This window comes from Micromonospora sp. DT4, from assembly GCF_049841675.1.
Classification (GTDB): domain Bacteria; phylum Actinomycetota; class Actinomycetes; order Mycobacteriales; family Micromonosporaceae; genus Micromonospora.
The window spans coordinates 1-20,262 of sequence record NZ_JBNCKT010000076.1 but is presented as its reverse complement, the minus strand read 5'-3'; the positions used below and the strand labels follow the sequence as shown (position 1 = coordinate 20,262).

Genomic DNA, 20,262 nt, shown 5'->3' with positions numbered 1-20,262 from the left:
CCGTGGAGCGGCTCATGCGGTGAACTCCTTCCGGATCAGGTCGGTCATCGGGTCGGCGACGCGCAGGACCCCCAGGACCACGACCGAGGCGAGGAGCGCCAGGACCGCCTCGGAGAAGACCGCAGTGATCCCGGCCGCCGCGGCGAGCAGCAGGGCGTTGCCGACGGTGACCCCGGGGGTACGGACGAGGAAGTGCACGGCCAGGCGCAGGACGTCACGGGTGCGGAACTGGAACAGCGAGGTGATCACCAGCGCGTTGGCCGCGCAGAGGGCCACCCCGACCGTGACCAGGACCAGCGGGACCACCCACCAGGCGGGCAGGCCGACCGCGTCGCGGTAGGCGAGGTTCAGCGCGAGCACCGTCAGCCACGCCAATGCCGGCGTCCAGACCCGCAGCGCGCCCCCGACGTTGCCGCGGTAGCCCCGCCAGAACAGTGCGGCGGGTCGCAGGTCCGTCAGGTCGGGCCGCTGGTGGCGGAGGGCGTACAGGGCGGCGGAGACCGCCGGCCCAACCGGTGTCAGCAGCAGCGCGACCAGCGGGAGGTTGCTGGGATCGCGGTCGAGCAGCAGCAGCGGGAGCAGGGTGGGCAGCCCGGTGACGAGGAGCAGCACCTCGACCACGAGCAGGATGTAGACGCGGGACGCGAAGCGGGACAGGGGTCCGTCGCCGAGCTGCCGCCGGGCCTGCGCCGTGTCGTTCACTGTCCTTCTCCCCCCGTCGGCAGGCGATTCCCGCGCGAATTGCCGAAGTCGGCCGGTCCGGGGCGCGTCACCGGACCGGCCGACACCTCAGCTGTGGTCCTTCTGATAGCGGTCGTACGCCCTGTTGACCATGCTCAGGTAGGCGTCCATGTTCTTGCCCTTCAACTCGGCCACGTAGGCGTCCCACTGGGCGAAGTCCCGTTGGCCCAGCGCGAACTGCAGAGTCGCCTGGTAGACGGCGTCCTTCAGGGGCGTCTCCCACAGGGACGCCTGCTCCCGCTCCTCGTCGGTCAACGGGTGCGGCGGGGGCACCGCGACCGGCGTACGGGCGTTCATGACCTTCTGGAACTCCTGCTCCTCCGGGGCGAAGAAGCCCTGCACCAGCTCCGGCTTGCCGCCGTACGCGAAGACGCCGTTGTAGAAGCCGAAGTCCTTCTGCAGGTGCTTGGACGCCTTGGGGTTGAGCCCGATGACGTTGACGTCCGGCGCGAGCTTGGGCTTGCCGGCGGCGTCCCGGACGAACGTCGTCCCCTCGACGCCCCACTTGGCGAACTCCTGGCCGGCGTCGGAATACCAGAGCCAGTCGATGAACTGCATCATCGCCACGAAGTTCTTGCTCTCGCGGGCCTTCGCGGAGATCATCACGCCGTTCTCCAGCCGGTTGGCCGGGTTGACCTCACCGGCCGGCCCCACCGGCAGTGGAATCTTGGCGATCCTGGCCTTGGGGTTGGTCTTGGCCAGGTCCGGCCGGTAGTCGTTCACCACGGCCTGGGCGTTGGCGCTGATCACGAAGGACTTGCTGTTGGCGAGCTTCTGCCGGGCCTGGTCGTCGGTCTGGGTAAAGCTCTCCGGGTCGAGCAGCTTCTCCTTCACCAGCTTGTTGAGGTACTGGAGCATCTGCTTGTACGGGTCGCTCGCGCCGGTGTAGACGAACTTCTTGGCGTTGGCGTCCCAGCTCGTGTGCTGGAAGTTCCAGCCCGCGCCCTGGAGTCCGTACGACACGGCCAGGAGGTTGAGCAGGTTGCCGGCCGGGTTGGGCTTGCTCCACCGGTCCGAGAACGGGTACACGTCCGGATACTTCGCCTTCATGGCCTTGAGCACCGTGTACAGCTCGTCCCAGGTCTTCGGAGCGCTCAACTTCAGCTCGTCGAGGATGTCGGTGCGGATCGCCACCGAGTAGTCCTGCCAGGGCTTCTCATGCAGGCCGGGCAGCACGTAGAACTTGCCGTCCTCCTGACGCCGCGTGTCGATCTCGGGCTTCAGGTTCCACTTCGAGATCTTGTCCTGCAGGTTCGGCATGAGGTCCAGGTAGTCGCTGACCGGCAGGATCGCCCCCGAGGACACGTACGCGTCCTCCTGCCCCGGGTACGTCTTCGGGATGATCATCGGAGCGTCACCGGCGCCGATCAGCAGGCTGCGCTTCTGCTCGTAGTCGCTCAGCGGCACGGCGACCGGGGTGAGAGTGACGTTGGCCCGCGACTTCAGCTCCGACCAGAACAGCCAGTCGTCACGCAGCGGGTAGTTCGGGTGGTTGTTGTACAGGATGGAGAAAGAGACCGGCTCGCTCGCCTTGAACTGCTTGCCGATGCCGTAGTCGGACATCGCACCGGCCCGGTTCTCCGACAGGTCCTTGGCGTCGGACGGATCATCACTGCAGGCGGCGATGCTGGTCGCCGTGAGCAGCACGGCTACCGCTGTCGCGACGCGGCGCCACGATCGGTGGAGCATGGCGGTCCTTTCCGGTTCGTTCGGTAAAGGGAATGGTGAACGTGCTGGCTAGCCCTTCACGGCGCCGAGCAGCACGCCGCGGACGAAGTACCGCTGGACGAACGGGTAGACCAGAAGGATCGGCAGAGTCGTGAGCACGATCGTCACGGACTTGAGCGTCGCCTCGGCCTGCACCTCGTCGGCCTCGGCGATCGCGCCGACGTTCTCCGCGCCGGTGGCCCCGGCGATCAGGTTGCGCAGATAGACGGTCACCGGCCACAGCTCCTGCTTGTCCATGTAGAGGAAGGCGGCGAACCAGGAGTTCCAGAAGGCCACGGCGTAGAACAGCACCATCGTGGCGACGATCGCCTTCGACAGCGGCAGCACGATGCGCAGCAGGATGCCGTACGTGTTGAGCCCGTCGACGGCGGCGGCCTCCTCCAACTCGGTCGGCAGGGACTCGAAGAACGCCTTCATCACCAGCAGGTTGAACACGTTGATCGCGTTGGGCACCGCGATCGCCCAGACGGAGTTCTTCATGCCCAGGCTGGTGACCAGCACGTAGTTGGGGATCAGACCACCGGTGAAGAACATGGTGAAGACCGCTATGCCGATCAGAGCCGTACGTCCCCGGAGGTGCTTCTTGGACAGCACGTAGGCGTAGCAGGTGGTCAGCACGATCGAGATGGCCGTGGCCACGACGGTGTAGAAGACGGTGTTGCGGTAGTTGGTCCAGAACAGCGGGTCGTTCAGCACGAGCCGGTAGGTGTCCAGGTTGAACCCGCGCGGCACGAGGTTGACCTGGCCGGCAATGATGTACCCCTCGTCGCTGAGGGAGCGGGCCAGGACGTTGACGAACGGGAACAAGGTCGCCACCACCACGATGGTGAGCACGATCGCGTTGCACGCCTGGAACACGCGGTAGCCCCGGCCCTGCTGGATACCACGAAGCCGAGCGCGGGCGGGTGGGTCGCTCGCACGGATGGTGTCGGTGGCGTCGACGGTCACCACAGGCTCGTCCCCACCGTGCGCCGGGCGATCAGGTTCGCCGTCAGGACCAGCGTGAGCCCGATGACCGCCTCGAACAGTCCGATGGCGGCGGCGTAGCTGAAGTTGCTGGACCCGAAGCCCATCCGGAACAGGTACGTGGAGAGGACGTCGGCGGTCGGGTAGGTCAGCGGGTTGTAGAGCAGCAGGATCTTCTCGAACCCGACCGCCATGAAGGTGCCGATGTTGAGGATCAGCAACGTCACCATGGTGGGCCGGATGCCCGGGAGCGTGACGTGCCAGGTCTGCCGCCACCGGTTGGCGCCGTCGATCCGGGCCGCCTCGTACAGGTCGTCGTCGACGGTGGTGAGCGCGGCGAGGTAGAGGATGGTGCCCCAGCCGACCGTCTGCCAGACCTCGGACGACACGTAGATCGTCCGGAACCACTCGGCGCGTTGCAGGAACGGCACCGCCTCGCCGCCGATGGCCTGCACGATCTGGTTGACGGTCCCGTCGACGGAGGTCAACTGCATGACCATCGCGGCGACGATCACGATCGACAGGAAGTGCGGCAGGTAGGACACGGACTGCACGAACCGCCGCAGCCGCCGGGCGCGCACCTCGTTGAGCAGCAGCGCGAGCACGATCGGCAACGGGAAGCAGAACAGCAGGGTCAGCGCCCCGAGCACCAGCGTGTTGGTGAAAACATCCCAGAACGTCGGATCGGCGAGGAACATCCGGAAGTACCGCAGCCCGACCCAGTACTCACCGAAGATGCTCCCGTCGGGCTTGAACCGGCGGAACGCGATGATGTTGCCAATCATCGGGAGGTACCGGAAGACCAGGAAGAACAGCAGCGGCAGGACGGCGAGCGAGTAGAGCTGCCAGTCCCGGCGCAGCGCCTGTCTCCAGGTGCGCCGCCGACGGGGCGCGGGTGGGGCAGGGACAGTTGCCTCCACCGCGGCACCGGGCGGCGCCGGCGGTGGTGGCGGTGGCGGTGGCGGTGGCGGTGGCGGTGGCGGTGGCCGTAACGTTCCGGATGTCATCCCCGCCTCCTATGCGGAGTGCGGAACGGCCACGAGCGGCTCGATCCGCACCGACGTGAGTAGTTCCCGCTCGTGCCCGACCTGGCGTTCGGCCCCGGTGAGGCGCAACGGCAGTGCCTCCGCCATCTCCCCGCTCGACCGCCCGAACCGCAGCTCGACCGCGCCGGGCTCGACCACCCGCCGGCCGGTTCGACCGGTGAACGACGTGACGTCGGCCGGTACGCCGAACGTCACGTGCGCCCGCGCTCCGGGATCGAGGGGCACCCGGGCGAAGCCGACCAGCCGGTTCACCGGGCGGGTGGTCTGTGCGACCGGGTCGTGCAGGTAGAGCTGCACCACCTCGGTGCCGGCCCGGTCACCGGTGTTGTGGACGGTGATCCGCACCCGGACCTCGCCGTCCACCGGCCAGGGGGCCGTCTCGTCCCGGTCCGCGTCCACCGGCGTCACGACCGTGGCGTCGGACCACTCGAAGGTGGTGTAGCTCAGGCCGTGGCCGAACGGGTACGCCGGGGTCGGGTCGATCGAGGACACCTTGTTGCGCCGCCCGAGCGGCGGCGACAGGTACGTGCCCGGCAGCCCTCCGGCGTCGCGGGGCATGCTGACCGGCAGCCGCCCGGACGGGTACACCGCGCCGGTGAGCACCTCCGCGAGCGCCTGCCCGCCGAGTTGGCCGGGGAAGAACGCCTGCACGACGGCCGCCGCCGTGTCGAACTCCGGACCGAGCGCGTACGGCCGGCCGGTCATCAGCACCAGCACGACCGGGGTGCCGGTGGCGAGGACGGCCCGGACGAGGTCGGCCTGTACCCCGGGCAGCCGCAGGTCGGCGGCGTCGCAGCCCTCGCCGGAGGAGCCCCGGCCGAACATCCCCGCCCGGTCGCCGACGGCGAGCACGCACACGTCCGCGTTCGCCGCCGCGGCGACTGCGGCCGGGATGCCGGACGTGTCCTCGCCGGTGACGGCGCAGCCCGGCTCGTGGGTGAGCAGCGGAACGCGGCGGGCCAGCTCGTCGCGCAGCGTCGGGATCTCCACGCCGAGGCCGTGGTCGGGGTGGTGGACACCGACGTGGTTGGGGAAGGTGTAGCAGCCGAGCATGGCCATCGGGTCGTCGGCGAGCGGCCCCACCAGGGCGACCCGGCCCGCGACGGGCAGCGGTAGCACGCCGGTGTTGCGCAGCAGCACCACGGACTCCCGGGCCAGGCGTACGGCGATGTCCCGGCCGACCTCGTCGTCGAGGCGCAGGGCCGCGACGTCGTCGGGCAGGGCGCGCCAGCCCTCGTCGAGCAGACCCAGTTCGATCTTCTGGATCAGCACGCGACGGGCCGCCCGGTCGATCAGGGCCTCGTCGATCTCGCCGGCACGCACGGCCTTCACCAGGTCGTCGCCGAAGGCGTCCACGGTGGGCAGTTCGACGTCGATGCCGGCGCGCAGGGCGAGATGTGCGGCGTCGGCGGCACCTTCGGCGACGCCGTGCAGGGTCTGCAGGAACCGCACGGCGAAGTAGTCGGCGACCACGATGCCGGTGAAGCCCCACTCGTCGCGCAGCAGCCCGGTCAGCAGGTCCTCGTCGGCGGCGGCGGGCATACCGTCGATCTCGGCGTAGGAGTTCATCACCGACCGCGCGCCGCCGAGACGCAGGGCCATCTCGAACGGCGGCAGGATGTGATCGGCCAGCTCGCGACGGCCCATCGACACCGGGGCGAGGTTCCGTCCGCCCCGGGAGGCGGAGTAACCGGCGAAGTGCTTGAGGGTGGCCACCACACCGGCGTCCTCCAGGCCCCGCACGTATGCCGCGCCGGTCGTTCCCACCAGGTACGGGTCCTCCCCGATGGTCTCCTCGGTCCGACCCCAGCGGTAGTCGCGGGTGACGTCGAGGACTGGCGCGAGCCCCTGGTGAACGCCTGCCGCCCGCATGGAGGCGCCGATCCGCCCGGCCATCTCCTCGACGAGCTCGGGGTCGAAGGAGGCGCCCCAGCCCAGCGGGGTCGGGTAGACGGTGGCCTGCCAGGCCGCGAAGCCGGTCAGGCACTCCTCGTGCACCTGGGCCGGGATGCCGAACCGGCTGGTGGCCACGATCTGCTCCTGCGAGGCGGCCAGCGAGCGGGCGCCGAGCACCGGGTCGACCGGCGCGGTGCCGAACGGGCGGGTGAGCTGACCCAGCCCGTACCGGATGATCGTGTCCCACGGCGGGGCGCCGTCGATCATGTCGGACTGATGCGGCGCGACGCCCTCGCCGGTCGCCTCGGCACCGACCCAGACCCCGAAGAGCTGGGCGACCTTCTCCTCGACGGACATCAACGGGAGCAGCGCTTCGGCCCGCTCGGCCGGCGACAGCCGGGTGTTGCGCCACGGTGCGGCGTCGCGGGACGCCGGTTCGCCGTCGGCGGGCAGCTGACTTGTCATGCCGAGACCCCTTAGCTCCGGCCACGATCCGCGTCGTCGTGGGACCGGTTCGTGGCGCGCGGTTCCACATCCGAAACTTTCCGGAAACCAGAGCAACCTTTTCGGCAACCTAAGTCCGCCGTCGGACCGTGTCAAGAGTTTCGATTGGTCGCCGGACCCATCCCTGGCCGCATACGCGCATCGACGAGCACGGTCAGCCGATCGTGTTAAGGTCGTCCGAAAATTTCGGATGCTGTATGAGGCTGCAATGACAGAGCCCCACCCGCTCGGCCCACCCGGCTCCACCACGACCATCGCGACGATCGCCCACGACGTCGGTGTGTCCGTCGCGACGGTCTCCAAGGTCCTCAACGGACGCGAGGACGTCTCCGCCGGCACCAGAGCGCGTGTCGAGGCGAGCCTCGACCGGCACCAGTACCAGCGCCGCGGCCGGCGCTCGTCGTCCGCGACCCGGCGGATCGACCTCGTCTTTCACGAGTTCGACACCGGCTGGGCGATGGAGGTCCTGCGCGGCGTGGAGGCGGTGACGAGCCTGGCCGGCGTCAGCCTCGCCGTGTCCCAGCTCGGCGGCGCGCACCGTCCACCGCCGCGGTGGCTCGACACGCTGCTCGGCCAGCGTCCGCTGGGCGTGCTGTTCGTCCTCTGCCACCTCACCGACGCACAGCAACAGCTCCTGCGGCGTCAGGGCGTGCCGTTCGTCGTGATCGACACCGACAGCGCGACCTCGGCCTCCGTGCCCACAGTCGGTTCGAACAACTTCAACGGCGGCCTGCTCGCCGCGCGACACCTGATCGAGCTGGGGCACCAGCGGACCGCGGTCATCTCCGGGCCCCCCGACATGCTGTGCAGCCGGGCCCGGGCCGCCGGTTTCCAGTCCGCCCACGACGAAGCCGGGTTGATCCTCGATCGCGAGCTGATCCGCTACGGCAGCTTCTCCGCCGGCACGGGCCACGCCCACGGGCTGCAACTCCTGCAACGACCGGACCGGCCCACGGCGATCTTCGCCGGCTCGGACATCCAGGCGATGGGGGTGCTCCGGGCCGCACGACGGTGCGGCCTGCGCGTCCCCGAGGACCTGTCGGTGATCGGGTACGACAACCTGCCGCTCGCCACCTGGACGGACCCGGCGCTCACGACGATCAACCAGCCGCTGCGGGACATGGCGGGCATCGCCACCCAGATGCTGCTCGACCTGTCCGCTGGCACCGAGCCGGCGACCAGCCGGATCGACCTGGTGACCGCGCTGATCGTCCGGGAGAGCACCGCGCCCCCCGCCTCACCGCGCTGACCCTGCGAGGAACCCGTGCCCGACTCCACTGTGCGCCTGGCCGAGCTTGAACGATACTCACCCGCCGTCACCGAACCGGAGGACTTTGACCGGTTCTGGGCCGACACCCTCGCGGTGGCAGCCAGCCGTCCGGTGCTCGTCGACGTCCGTCCCGAGGCCACCGACCTGCGCCTGCTCGACTCCTGGGACGTCACGTTCGCGGGCTTCGGCGGCGACGAGGTCCGGGCCTGGTTCACCCGCCCGGCCGGCGTACCCGGACCGCTGCCGGCGGTGGTGGAGTTCGCCGGTTACGGGCGCGGCCGTGGCCTGCCACACGAGCGGCTGACCTGGCCGGTCGCCGGGTACGCGCACCTGTTGATGGACAACCGGGGCCAGGCCGGGCAGTACGGCCCCGGCGACACCCCCGACCCGCACGGCGCCCCCGGCGGCCCCTGGCCGGCAACCTGGGGAATCCGCGACCCGTACGACTACCACTACCGCCGGCTGATCACGGACGCCGTCCGGGCCGTCGAGGCGGTTCGCGCCCTGCCCGGTGTCGACGTCGGTCGGGTCGCCGTGGTCGGCAACAGCCAGGGCGGCGGCCTGGCCCTGGCCGCGGCGGGACTGGTCGACGACCTCGCGGCCGTGCTGACGACCGCGCCGTTCCTCTGCGACGTGCAGCACGCCATCGCGCTCAGCGACGCCTCGCCGTACGGCGAGATCGCCCGATACCTGGCGGTGGACCGGGAGGCCGAGGCCGCGGTCCGGCGGACGCTGTCCTACGTCGACGGCGTGACCTTCGCCCGGCGGGCTACGGCGCCGACGCACTTCGGCATCGGTCTGCGCGACACCGTCTGCCCGCCGAGCACCGGTTTCGCCGCCTACAACCAGTACGGCGCCGCGACCAACCGGCCCGAGGCGCCCCGGCGGGAGCTGCACGTGTACCCGTTCAACGGCCACGAGGGCGGCGAGGCCCTGCACGTCCGGCGGCAGCTGCGCTGGCTCGCCGCGACGCTCGCGGGCTGACCGCGACCGGAAGCCATGGTCGGTGGTCGATGCATTGCTGGTGTTAGCGATAACAAGCTATGGTGCGTTCGGGCGGGGTGAAGGGCACATCCCGACGTCCGGGTTCCTGGTCGTCGCGCGCAGCTCACCACCCGAGGAAGCCCTCATGACCACTGTGACCCTTGGTAAACCCGTCCCCCCGACACCCCCCAGCACCACGACCACGTCCCGGCCCCGCCGGGCCCGGCTGTGGTGGGCGGCGCTGGCCGCCGTCGCGGCCATGACCGCCGCCGTACCGGTGGCGACCGCGCCCGCCAACGCCGAGTCCAACGGCGGCGTACGCGTCATGCCCCTCGGCGACTCGATCACCGACGGCTTCAACGTCGCGGGCGGCTACCGGATCGAACTCTGGCAGCGGTTCGCGTCCGGCGGCTACCGGATCGACTTCGTCGGCTCGATGTTCAACGGCCCGTCCAGCCTCGGTGACCACGACCACGAGGGCCACTCCGGTTGGACCATCGCGCAGATCGACGCCAACATCGTGAACTGGCTGCGCGCCACCAACCCGCGGACCGTGCTGCTGCACATCGGCACGAACGACATGTACGGAGACACCTCCGGTGCACCGGGCCGGCTGGCCACCCTGGTCGACCGCATCACCAACACCGCACCGAACGCGGACGTGTTCGTGGCGACGATCATCCCGAAGTCCGGCGCGGACAACCAGGTCCGGGGCTTCAACGCGGCGATCCCGGGGATCGTGCAGACCAGGGCCGCGGCCGGTAAGCGTGTCCACCTGGTCGACATGTACAGCGCGCTGACGCTCAGCGACCTGGCCGACGGCGTCCACCCCAACGCCACGGGCTATCGCAAGATGGCCGTCGCCTGGTACGACGCCCTGCGCGCGGTGCCCGGCAGCATCGGCGGGGACACGCCGCCCACCACCACTCCCCCACCGACCACCCCGCCCCCGACCACGCCCCCGCCCACGACCCCGCCGCCCACCACGCCCCCGCCCACGACCCCGCCGCCCACCACGCCCCCGCCCACCACTCCGCCGCCGTCGGCGGGCTGCCGGGTCACATACACGGTCAACGCCTGGAACGACGGTCTCACCGCGTCCGTCTCGGTGACCAACACGAGCAGCAGCGCGATAAACGGGTGGGCGCTGGCGTTCACGCTGCCCAGCGGCCAGACCATCACCGGCGGCTGGAACGCCGCCTACTCACCGACGAGCGGCGCGGTGACCGCCCGCAACGTCTCCTACAACGGCACCATCGCCCCGAACACCTCGGTCGACATCGGCTTCCAGGCCACCCACACCGGCAACGCGGGTCGCCCGACGGCCTTCACGCTCAACGGCACCGCCTGCGCGGTCGCCTGACACACGCCCTGAGCAGCAGACGCGGGGGCGGTGAGGAGTCTTCTCGCCGCCCCCGCAGGTACGGGTGGCTCAGGACGCGGTCGGAGCCCGCTCGATCTTGCTGTGACCCACCAGCCGGCTCAGCGAGCTGCCACAGTTCCCCACCGAAGGACTGGCCCGCTTCGCCGACGACCCAGACCCGGCGATACGACGGCTCGTCGCCCTCGACCCACACGCCAACCCCGAACTCGTCGACCGACTCAGCACCGACCCGGACGCCGTCGTGCGACACGCCGGACCGCCGGGCAGTTCGTGGAAGGGCTGCTGTCGGGTGTGGAACGAAAGACCTGCTGGTCGCTTGCGGAACGGGCGGTGCACGACGATCCGCAGGCGATGCAGCGGCTGCTGCGCACGGCGGTGTGGGACGCCGTCGGCGTCCGCGACGACGTGCGTTCCTGGCTGATTGAACATGTCCTGCCGCAGGTCGATCTCGTGCAGCTCCTGCGGGTAGTGCAGATAGACGTTGGTGTCGAGCACGACCAGGACGGCGGCACGGTAGAGCTGGTCGACGCGCTCCTTGAGGCCTGGATGCTCTCGCCGGTGCCGGGCGGGACGGGCGGACCACCACGAGCGGCCAGCCATAACGGCGACGACCAGGCGCCGCTGCTGGGCGAGGCTGACCCGCCCGTCGAGCAGGCGGGTGACGTAGGCCAGATGCCGGCGCACCATCGGCAGCAGGTCGGCCGGGGCGGTGGTCGGGTACAGGACGGCGAGGTCGTCGACACCCTGCTCGATGCGGGCGAGAGTTTCGGCGCTGACGTCGCTGCCCGACACTCGTTGAAGCAGGTCGTCCTGGGCTGGGCGAGCGCCCGCAGGGACAGGCCGGCCTGCTCACGAAGTTGCCGGAGGGTGGCGCCGAAGCGTGGGTCGACGTGGGCCGTCATGGCGGTGCTCCCGGTAGAGGACGGCAATGGCGGCACCGCCGGCTTCTACACCGCCGGGCCGCCATGTCGACGGTACCGCCATTGTGCCTGGCTCGGCATGCTCCGGCGCGCAGTTGGGGCGCTCAGGGCGCTGACCATCCGCTGTGGCTGACCGCCGTGTCGATGTGCTGTTGAGCGTGATGCCGCAGAGGCATCAAGATGACTCTGCGGCATCACGCTCAAGGAAGGCATCCGCCCCTACCGAGGTGACCGAGGGTCACCGCCGGCCGCAGGCTGCCTGACAGCTACGCCGTCGGACGACCGCTCAGCGGGTCGCCGCGCGGTAGAGGCGGCTCACCGTCTCGGCGACGCAGACGGGCTTGTCGCCGCCGTCGCTGTTGACCGTCACCGCCGTGACCAGCTGCACCCCACCGCTGACGGGCGACACCTCGGCGATGACCGCCCTGGCCCGGACGGCGGCGCCGACCCGCAGCGGCGCGGGGAAGCGCACCCGGTTCAGCCCGTAGTTGACCCCCATCGCGATCCCCTCGACGCGATAGAGCTGGCCGGCCAGCGCCGGCACCAGCGACAGGGTCAGGAAGCCGTGCGCGATCGTGGCGCCGAACGGCCCGGCCGCCGCGCGTACCGGGTCGACGTGGATCCACTGGTAGTCGTCGGTCGCGTCGGCGAACAGGTTCACGCGGTCCTGGTCGATCCGCTGCCAGGGGCCGGGGCCGAGGGTCTCGCCGACCGCGGCGGTCAGTTCGTCGACGGAGGTGAAGACTCGCATGCGGGTGTCCTTAGTGCTCTGGCGGGTGGCAGCGGGCGCTCGTCTGACGCACAAACTAGCGGTGATAGTTAATGCCGTCCAGAGCAGGCGCTGGCGCTCAGCGGTCGGAGGCCAGACCGGCGTGCTGTTCGGTGGCGAACGCGCGGGCCAGCTCGGTACGGGAGCGGATGCCCAGCCGGTGGAACACGTTGCGCAGGTGGTGGTCGACAGTGCGGGTGGACAGGAACATCCGGGCGGCGATCTCCCGGTTCGTGGCACCCCCGGCGACCAGTCGGGCGATCCGGAGCTGCTGACCGGTCAGCAACCGCGCCGCCGGCAGATCCAGTGGTCCGACCGATTCCCCGGCGGCACGCAGCTCGGCCGTGGCCAGTTCGGCCCAGCGTCCGACCCCGAGCAGCGTGAACGCCTCCCGGGCACGGTGCAGGTGTTCCCGGGCGTCCCGGGGCCGCCGGCTGCGCCGCAGCTCCTGACCGAAGAGCAACTCGGTCCGGGCCCGTTCGAACGCGCCGGCCTCAGTCGGGTGCAGCCGCAGCGCCGTGCGGAACTCGCGTTCCGCCTCGACGCCGCCCCGCGCCGCCAGGAGCGCGTGGCACCGGGCCGACAGTGCCCGGCGCAGCGGGCTCGAGGTGCTGCTGGCCCACCTGTCGAAGGCCGCGAGCGCGGCGGTCGCCGCCGGCCGGTGCGGCAGGTGCGCGGCGGCCTCCACCAGGTACGGGGTGGCCATCACCTGGACGAGCACCTGACCGCGGCCGGTGCCGAGCCGGGCCAGCGACGCGAGTCGGGCCGCCGCCTCGGCGTGCCGACCGTCGACGAGGTCCAGGACGGCAAGCGCCCATCCGGCGAGCGCGTGCGGTCGGCTTCCCGGCGTCGGCGTCGTACCGATCTCGCGGATCCGCCGCAGGCTGGTCTCCCGGTCGGCGCGCACGGCCGCGAGCACGGCGAGCATGCCCAGGTGGACGTTCGCGCAGTTGAACTGCCCGGTGGCGCGCGCTACCCGCAGCCCGTCGCGGGAGGTCTCCGCCGCCGCCTCGTGCCGTCCCAGCCAGTACTCGGCGACCGCCCGCAGCTCCAAGGCCCGGGAGAGCATCGACAACTCGCCACGCTCCCGCGCCAACCCGACGGCGCGCTCGGCGAGCCGGTGCGCGGCGCCGTCCACGGCCACCACCAGTCCGGCCGCCGCCGCGCAGGTGAGCGCGGTCGGAGTCAGCTCGGGCCCGGTCAGCCGGCCGCCCAGTACGACGGCGCGGCGCAGCGCCGGCCCGGCCCGCTCGTGGTCACCCCGCAGCGTGGCCGCCACACCGGTGACGAGGCAGGCGGGCAGCTCCACGGTCGGGGGGTCGTTGGGCTGCCGGAGCGCCACGGCGCGCCGGCCGACCTCCGCGTACCGGTACTGGTCGCCGGCGAAGCACACGGCCTCACCGGCGCGGGCCAGTCCCTCCATCGCCCGCGCGCGGTCGGCCCCCGCGACCGTCCGCGCGGCGGACAGCAGAGTGGCCGCCGCGCCGGTGGCGTCGTCGCAGCGCAGGTCGATCTCGCCGCGTAGCAGCCCGGCGTGGCCGTCGTCGACCGGATCCGCGCTTGTCGCGCGGAGACGGTCGAGCAGCAGCCGGGCCTGGTTGGGCTGCCCGGCCGCCCAGGCGTAGCGAGCCGCGACGAGCAGGCGGGCGGCGGCGTCGCCGGGACTGTCGCTGAGCGCGGCGGCCCGGCACAGCGCCGCCGATGCGACGGCCCAGCCACTGCGCCCACCGGCTGCCGCTTGTTCCAACTCGTCGGCGAGCGTCGGATCGGCGCCCGCGGTCGCGTCGGCGAGGTGCATCGCCCGGCGTAGCCGCTGACCGTGCGGGTCGAGCACCCCCGCGAGCAGCCGGTGCGCGGCCCGCCGCTGCGCGAGCGGCGCGCCGGCCGCGACCATCGCGCGGGCCAGTGGCTGCGCGAACGTGACGGCTCCCGGCTCGACCCGGACCAGCCCGGCGGCCTCGGCCGGGGCGAGCGCATCGAGGGCCATGCCGGCGGCACCGGCCGCACGGACCAGTGTCGCCGCGTCGTCCGACTCGTCGAGCGCGGCGAGCAGCAGCATCCGGCGGGTGTCCGGTGGCAGCCGGTCGATCCGGGCCCGGCAGGCGCGTCCCAGCTCACCGTCGGCCGGCGGCGCGGCCGGTAGCGGCTCCTCCCCACGCCACTGCCCCGGGGTGAGCACGCCGGCGAGGTCGACGAGAGCCTGCGGGTTGCCACCACCGATCGCGGCGAGCATGGCGGCGACCGGTACGGCCGGCCGCTCGGGCAGCCGATCGGTGAGGACGGCGATGCTGTCCCGCTCGTTCAGCGGCTCCAGCCGGTACGTCACGAGACCGTCGACAGTGGCGGTGGCGTCCCCGGTGAGCAGGGCGGTGATCGGCAGGTGCCGGAGGCGGCGGGCCACGACCGCGAGCACCTGTGTGGTCTGCGGGTCACCCCGGTCGATGTCGTCCATCGTGACGAGCAGCGGGCGCTCCCGGGCGACTGCGGCGAGCAGCCCGAGGACCGCCACCGACAGGGCCAGCCGGCGCTCGGGCGGGCAACCCTCCCCGTCCAACGCCCGCAACAGCCGGTGCCGTCGGGGCTCGGGGAGGGCGGTCGCGCGGTCGCGCACCGGATCGAGCAGGCGTTGCAGGCCGGCGTACGGCAGCATCGCCTCCTCGGGCAGTCCGGCCCCGGCCAGGACCGTGCAGTCCTTCGCGGCGTGCCGGTGGGCGTAGGAGATCAGCGCGGTCCGGCCCGAGCCCGGCTCGCCGTGCAGCAGCAGGGCTCCGCCGTCGTCGGTCACGCCGTCCAGCAGACTCCGGACGGCCCCGCACTGGTCATCCCGGCCGCGCAGCACAGTTAATTGCACTTGTGATGCAGTAACCATGCGTCACAGTGTCACTCATCGATAAGCGGATGGAAAGAGGACAGGCCGGGATCAGTCGGCCGCTACCTCGGCCAACAGCGCGCCCACCGTACGGGTCATCACCGCGCGGGCCGCGTCCACGCCCAGCCCGAGGCCGTGGCGCAGCATCGACCAGGCCGGCCACATGCTCGCCGCCACCACCGCGTTGAGCAGCTGCCCACGCTCGGACCCGGCGCGCGCCAGCTCGGTGGCGAAGAGGTGCTCGACCTCGTCGCGGACCCGGTCGACGTGCTTGAGGCGGTTGCGGTGCAGCTGGCCGGAGACCGGCTCGCGCATCTGCGCGGCCCGCGCCGACGGCGTGATGAGCTGGAGCAGCCGGGCCCGCTGGCGGCAGTACGCGTCAACCCGCTTGGCCAGCGGCAACGTGGTCGAAATCGGCCGGTACGCGGCATCCTGCTGCCGCAGCACCTCGGCGCCGCTCGCCTCGAAGAGCGTCTCCATGTCCTTGAAGTTGGTCCAGAGCGTGCGCAGGGAGATGCCGGCCCGCTCGGCGATGCGTTCCCCGGTCGGGCGCAGGTCACCCTCGGCGATGAGCGCCAGGTGCGCCTCGACGATGGCCGCCCGGGTGCGCTCGGCGCGGGCGGTCCGCCCGTCGACCCGCCCCGGTGCCTCGACCCTGTTCATCCGCCCCCGCCCCTTCACCGCCACGGTGTCGCCCGGCTCTGCGAGGAGTCTAGACAGGCGGTGATCGGGCAGCGCCGAGGACGCGTGGGAGGCATCATCCGGGCCGGTCGGATTGCATTCACGGTGCAAATAGTAGGAGCACTGATCGGCGTCGGTCAACGCCTCACGATGGCGCACGCGCCCGCGCGGTCGTACGACCCGGACGTGGTCACCCCCGGGTCGTACGACGACGTGGCACGCGCGTCAGGAGACGGTCGGCACCCCGTTCGCCGGCGGCGCGACCGGCGCGGCGGTGTACTCATTGACCGGTCCGTCCCTCTCGTCGGTCTCGTACGTCGGCCCGAAGTAGCTCTGGACTCCCCCGCTGACCCGGCTCAACCGCTGCCCGCCGTAGCCGGAGTGGTCGTCGGCGGAGAAACGCAGCGGCGCGAGGCCGGGGCCCTGGAAGCCGCCCTTCTGGACCACGTCGATCACCTTCTCGCGGGTGACGTCCTTGCCGGCGGCGAGCAGCACCTGCACGAAGAGGTAGCCGACCGACATGCCGTAGACGGTATTGCCGTCGAACGGCGCGTCACCGTTGTGGGTCTTGTTGATCTTCATGAAGAGCTGGATCCACGGGTTCGCGGTGTCGTTCTGCATCGGCAGGTAGTTGGTGCCGACCATGCCCTCCAGCAGCGGCGCGGCGGCGCCGAGCTGCTTGGCCAGGGTCGGGTGGTCGGCACCGACGTTGGACACGAGCCACTGTGGCTTGAAGCCCAGCCGTGCGGCGGTGCCGATGGAGAGCGCGGTGAAGCCGGGCACGGTCGCCAGCATGACGACCTGACAGCCGGCCGCCTTGAACGCGCCGACCTGCGGCGCGACGTTGGTGTTGCTGGTGACGTACGTCTGCTTGACCGTCACCGCCCCGGCCCCGAGCACCTTCTCCACGCCGGCCAGGCTGTCGCGGCCGAAGTCGTCGTCCTGACCGAGGAAGCAGATCTTCTGGCCGGCCAGGTTCGCCTTCGCGTAGTTGGCGAGGATCTTGCCCTCGACCGTGTAGTCCGGGTTGAAGCCGAACGTGCCGGGATACGTGTCGGGCTGGTCCCAGCTACGGCTGCCGGAGGCGACGAAGAGGTCCGGCACCCGGTTGCTCTTGAGGAAGTCGAGCACCCCGGTATGCGTCGGCGTACCGAGGCCGTTGAGGACCGCGAACACCTTGTCCTGCAGCACGAGCTGACGGACGACCTGCTGGGTGTTGGCCGGGTTGTAGCCGTCGTCCATGATCTTGTAGGTGATCTTCCGGCCATGCACGCCGCCGTTGGCGTTGACGTAGTCGAAGTACGCCTTCGTCGCCGGCGCGATCTTCGAGTAGCCGGCCGACGCCGGCCCGGTGAGCGGCATGTGGGTACCGACGACGATCTCGGTGTCGGTGACTCCCGACACGGACCTCCCGCCGGAGGTGGGGCCGTCGTCGCCGCCGCAGGCGGTGGCGGAGACGAGCAGGGCGATGGTGCTGGCGATCGCGAGACCGCGTCGCGCCGTAGGGTGCATGGGAAACACCGACCTTTCTCGGTCTGGTTCTGCGGGAACGGGGTGGTGGCGGGGCGCCCGGCGCAGGCCGGACCGGGGACAGCTCAGGAACGCCGGGCCGGCCAGCGGGCCAGCAGCGCCCGGCCGAGACGGGCCAACAGGCCCTGCACACCGCCGGGCGCGGCGATCATCACGACGATCAGCGTGACTCCGAAGATCGCCAGCGGGAGGTTGCCCTCCAGTCGCTGCGCCACCGCCGGCGAGAGGGTGAGCAGCTCGGTCACGGAATGGGTGAGATCGGGCAGGGCGACCAGCAGCACGGCCCCCCAGAGCCCGCCGGCGAGACGACCGAGGCCGCCGATCACCACGGCCATCAGCAGGAACAGGGACAGCGTCAGCGAGAACGCCCCGGGCGAGACGCTCTGCGACAGCACCGCGAGCAGACCACCGCCGAGCCCGGCGGTGGCGGCGCTGACCACGAATGCGAGAACCTGCGTACGGGCCACGTGGATGCCCGCGAGTCGGGCCGCCACCTCGTCGTCGCGCACGGCCCGGAAGGTCCGCCCGTACCGGCTGCGGACCAGGTTCGCCAGCAGCAGCAGCGCCAGCAGCGTGGCGGCGGCCGAGACCCAGAGCTGCCACCGCTCGTAGGGGAAGTAGGGGCCGAGCGCCAGCGGCGGCGGCTCCACCGGCACCGACAGCCCCTGCTCGCCGTTGAGGACGCCGTCGAAGGTGACGGCCAGCGCCGGCACGACGACGGCCACGGCGAGCGTCACCCCGGCCAGGTAGGGGCCGCGCAGTCGGGCCGCCGCCACACCGACCACCGCGCCGACCGCGACCGTGCCCAGCACCGCCGCGAGCAGCGACACCGGCAACAGCCAGCCGCCGGTCAACCCCCGGTCGGCGAACGCGTTCTGGCACAGCGCCACCGTGTACGCCCCGGTCGCCATCAGCGCCCCGTGCCCCAACGAGAGCTGTCCGTTGAGCCCGGTGAGGACGGTCAACCCGGCGGTGGCGCAGAGGTACGCCCCGATCGTGGCGAGCTGGAAGTTGCGGAACGGCTCGACGGCATAGCTGACTGCGACCAGTAGCAGCCCCACGGCGAGCGCGACCGCGAGGTGCCGCAGCAGCGTGGAGCCGCACCGAAGCTCGACCGGTCGGTCGCCGGTGTCGGCCGGCCGGCGTTTCGGCGGCAGGGCCGCCCGGGTCGCGCTCACACCCGCCTCGCCGCGACCGGGGCGAACAGTCCACCGGGCCGTACCAGCAGCACCGCCAGCAGCAGAACGAGCACCGCCAGCGGGGTGAGGTCGCTGCCGGCGTACCCGCTCACGTAGGAGAGCAGCAGCCCCACCACGAGACCGCCGACGACCGCCCCCGGTGGACTGTCGAGGCCGCCGACCACCGCCGCGGTGAACGCCGAGACGAACACCAGGTCCATGGCGTGCGGGTGCAGGCCCAACTCGGTCGGGATGACCAGCATCGCGGCGAGCGCGCCCACCCCGGAGGCGAGCGCCCAGCCGAGCGTCAACATGCCACCGACGTTCACCCCGAGCAGACGGGACACCTCCGGCGCGAACGCCGCCGCGCGCATCCGCAACCCGATCGCGGTACGGGCGAACATCCCGGCCAGCCCGCTGACCACCACCGCGATCGTGGCGAAGACGAACAGGTCGTACGGCGACAGCACGGCGACCCCGCCCACGCTGAGGGCGGACCGGCTGAACGGGACGTCGGCGGACCGGAACTCGTTGCCGTACACCATCCCGAGCACGGCCTGGATCAGGAGCACCAGGCCGAGCGCGACGATGACCGGGTTGAGCGGCGACGCGTGGTCGACGTGCCGCATCACGACCCGGTCCACCAGCGCGCCGAGCAGCAGGCCGGCGACGATCGCGACGACGAAGCCGAGCCAGTAGGCGCCCGTCGCGGCGGACACCGAGTACGCGACGTACGCGGCGGCGACGGCCATGGCGCCCTGGGCGAAGTTGACGACTCGCGCCGCCCGCCAGATGAGCACCAGCGCGAGCGCGAACGCGGCGAACACCGCGCCCCGGGACAGGCCGTCGACGGTGAGGAAGACGAAGCGGTCCAACTGTCCTCCCTCCAAAGGGGACACCGGTGGTGGTCAGAAACCGAGGTACGCGCGGCGCAGGTCGACGTCGTCACGCAGCGTCGCCGCCGGGGCGGCGATCACCACCTGACCGAGGGACATCACGACGCCCTGGTCGGCGACGGCGAGGGCGCTGCGCACGTTCTGCTCGACCAGCAGCACCGTCAGGCCGGTCCGGTCGCGCAGCTGGCGCAGCAGCGCCATGATCCGGGCGACCACCCGGGGCGCAAGGCCGAGCGACGGCTCGTCCAACAGCAGCAGGCGCGGCCGGCCGACCAGAGCCCGGCCGAGCGCGAGCATCTGCCGCTCCCCTCCGGAGAGCTGGTGACCGAGGTGCCGGCGACGGCGCGCCAGGGGCTCGAACAGCTCGTAGACCTCGTCGAGAGCACGACCGGCGTCCGCCCGGTCACGCCGCCACAGCCCGCCGAGTCGGAGGTTCTCGTCGACCGTCAGCTCGCTGATCACGCCCCGGCCCTCCGGGACGTGCGCCATGCCGCGCCGCACGAGCTGCTCCATCGGCGTACCCCGCAGGTCCTCTCCGGCGAGGACGACCTGGCCGGCGGTCGGACGGATCACGCCGGAGAGCGCCCGCAGCAGCGTCGTCTTGCCGGCGCCGTTGGCGCCGACGACGGCGGCGATGGTGCCGGTCGGCACGGTGAGGTCGACGGCCCGCAACACCGGCGCGGCGCCGTAACCGGCCACCAGCCCCCGGACCACGAGCAGGTCCGGCGCGCTCACGCTGAGCCTTCTTTCGTTCGCGACTGCGGGGCTCGCAAACCCGGCCCACTCCGCGCGCTCACGCTGAGCCTTCTTTCGTTCGCGACTGCGCTCATTGGTGCACCCTTGTCTCACTCGGGCCGATCGGGGTTCGAGTGCACCGGTGACTGTCGGGCCATCGCCCAG

The 20,262-nt window shown here is 71.5% G+C and carries 15 protein-coding genes and 2 pseudogenes; 4 read left to right on the top strand and 13 right to left on the bottom strand.

Annotated features, from left to right (window positions below; translation table 11 throughout):
• Positions 1 to 12 precede the first annotated feature (12 nt).
• From ACLQ24_RS20335 to ACLQ24_RS20315, 5 genes are all read right to left on the bottom strand, one after another.
• Positions 13 to 702, bottom strand: a complete 690-nt coding sequence (locus ACLQ24_RS20335) for a hypothetical protein (protein WP_425893292.1) — start codon at positions 700 to 702, stop codon at positions 13 to 15.
• A gap of 87 nt (positions 703 to 789) precedes the next feature.
• Entirely contained in the window at positions 790 to 2,430 is a 1,641-nt protein-coding gene (locus ACLQ24_RS20330) for an extracellular solute-binding protein (protein ID WP_425893291.1), read from the bottom strand.
• A gap of 48 nt (positions 2,431 to 2,478) precedes the next feature.
• On the bottom strand, positions 2,479 to 3,417 hold the full coding sequence (locus tag ACLQ24_RS20325) for a carbohydrate ABC transporter permease (RefSeq protein ID WP_425893290.1): 939 nt from the start codon (positions 3,415 to 3,417) through the stop codon (positions 2,479 to 2,481).
• Complete coding sequence (locus ACLQ24_RS20320; RefSeq protein WP_425893289.1) at positions 3,414 to 4,355, bottom strand: ABC transporter permease; 942 nt, start codon at positions 4,353 to 4,355, stop codon at positions 3,414 to 3,416. The genes ACLQ24_RS20325 and ACLQ24_RS20320 overlap by 4 nt, the downstream gene beginning before the upstream one ends.
• 96 nt (positions 4,356 to 4,451) lie before the next feature.
• Complete coding sequence (locus ACLQ24_RS20315) at positions 4,452 to 6,842, bottom strand: glycoside hydrolase family 3 N-terminal domain-containing protein (RefSeq protein ID WP_425893288.1); 2,391 nt, start codon at positions 6,840 to 6,842, stop codon at positions 4,452 to 4,454.
• A 247-nt stretch (positions 6,843 to 7,089) separates the two neighbouring features.
• Between ACLQ24_RS20315 and ACLQ24_RS20310 the strand changes: the two genes are divergently transcribed.
• The 4 genes and pseudogenes from ACLQ24_RS20310 to ACLQ24_RS20295 form a co-directional block, all read left to right on the top strand.
• A complete protein-coding gene (locus tag ACLQ24_RS20310; protein ID WP_425893287.1) occupies positions 7,090 to 8,130 on the top strand; it encodes a LacI family DNA-binding transcriptional regulator in 1,041 nt (346 codons plus the stop codon).
• 15 nt (positions 8,131 to 8,145) lie between these two features.
• Positions 8,146 to 9,135: an acetylxylan esterase gene (locus tag ACLQ24_RS20305; protein ID WP_425893286.1), complete on the top strand. Its 990-nt coding sequence runs from the start codon at positions 8,146 to 8,148 to the stop codon at positions 9,133 to 9,135.
• 145 nt (positions 9,136 to 9,280) lie between these two features.
• Positions 9,281 to 10,498 carry a cellulose binding domain-containing protein gene (locus ACLQ24_RS20300; protein ID WP_425893285.1) on the top strand — a complete coding sequence of 406 codons (1,218 nt, stop codon included), beginning with the start codon at positions 9,281 to 9,283 and terminating at the stop codon, positions 10,496 to 10,498.
• 291 nt (positions 10,499 to 10,789) lie between these two features.
• Positions 10,790 to 10,949, top strand: a pseudogene (locus ACLQ24_RS20295) (IS701 family transposase); the annotation flags it as partial.
• Positions 10,950 to 11,122: 173 nt separating this feature from the next.
• Here ACLQ24_RS20295 and ACLQ24_RS20290 read toward each other — a convergent pair.
• The 8 genes and pseudogenes from ACLQ24_RS20290 to ACLQ24_RS20255 all read right to left on the bottom strand — a co-directional run.
• A pseudogene (locus ACLQ24_RS20290) lies at positions 11,123 to 11,421 on the bottom strand (helix-turn-helix domain-containing protein); the annotation flags it as partial.
• A gap of 304 nt (positions 11,422 to 11,725) precedes the next feature.
• Positions 11,726 to 12,190, bottom strand: a complete 465-nt coding sequence (locus tag ACLQ24_RS20285; protein ID WP_425893284.1) for a MaoC family dehydratase — start codon at positions 12,188 to 12,190, stop codon at positions 11,726 to 11,728.
• Between the two features lie 97 nt (positions 12,191 to 12,287).
• Positions 12,288 to 15,077 carry an AAA family ATPase gene (locus tag ACLQ24_RS20280; RefSeq protein ID WP_425893283.1) on the bottom strand — a complete coding sequence of 930 codons (2,790 nt, stop codon included), beginning with the start codon at positions 15,075 to 15,077 and terminating at the stop codon, positions 12,288 to 12,290.
• 51 nt (positions 15,078 to 15,128) lie between these two features.
• Positions 15,129 to 15,740: a TetR/AcrR family transcriptional regulator gene (locus ACLQ24_RS20275; protein WP_425893282.1), complete on the bottom strand. Its 612-nt coding sequence runs from the start codon at positions 15,738 to 15,740 to the stop codon at positions 15,129 to 15,131.
• A 243-nt stretch (positions 15,741 to 15,983) separates the two neighbouring features.
• Positions 15,984 to 17,270, bottom strand: coding sequence for an ABC transporter substrate-binding protein (locus ACLQ24_RS20270; protein WP_425893281.1), 1,287 nt, complete (start codon positions 17,268 to 17,270; stop codon positions 15,984 to 15,986).
• An 83-nt stretch (positions 17,271 to 17,353) separates the two neighbouring features.
• On the bottom strand, positions 17,354 to 18,466 hold the full coding sequence (locus tag ACLQ24_RS20265; RefSeq protein ID WP_425893280.1) for a branched-chain amino acid ABC transporter permease: 1,113 nt from the start codon (positions 18,464 to 18,466) through the stop codon (positions 17,354 to 17,356).
• Positions 18,463 to 19,341 (bottom strand): branched-chain amino acid ABC transporter permease, encoded by an 879-nt coding sequence (locus ACLQ24_RS20260; protein ID WP_425893279.1) that lies wholly within the window; start codon positions 19,339 to 19,341, stop codon positions 18,463 to 18,465. Before ACLQ24_RS20260 ends, ACLQ24_RS20265 begins: the two co-directional genes overlap by 4 nt.
• A 33-nt stretch (positions 19,342 to 19,374) precedes the next feature.
• Entirely contained in the window at positions 19,375 to 20,097 is a 723-nt protein-coding gene (locus ACLQ24_RS20255; RefSeq protein WP_425893278.1) for an ABC transporter ATP-binding protein, read from the bottom strand.
• Between the last annotated feature and the right edge of the window lie 165 nt (positions 20,098 to 20,262).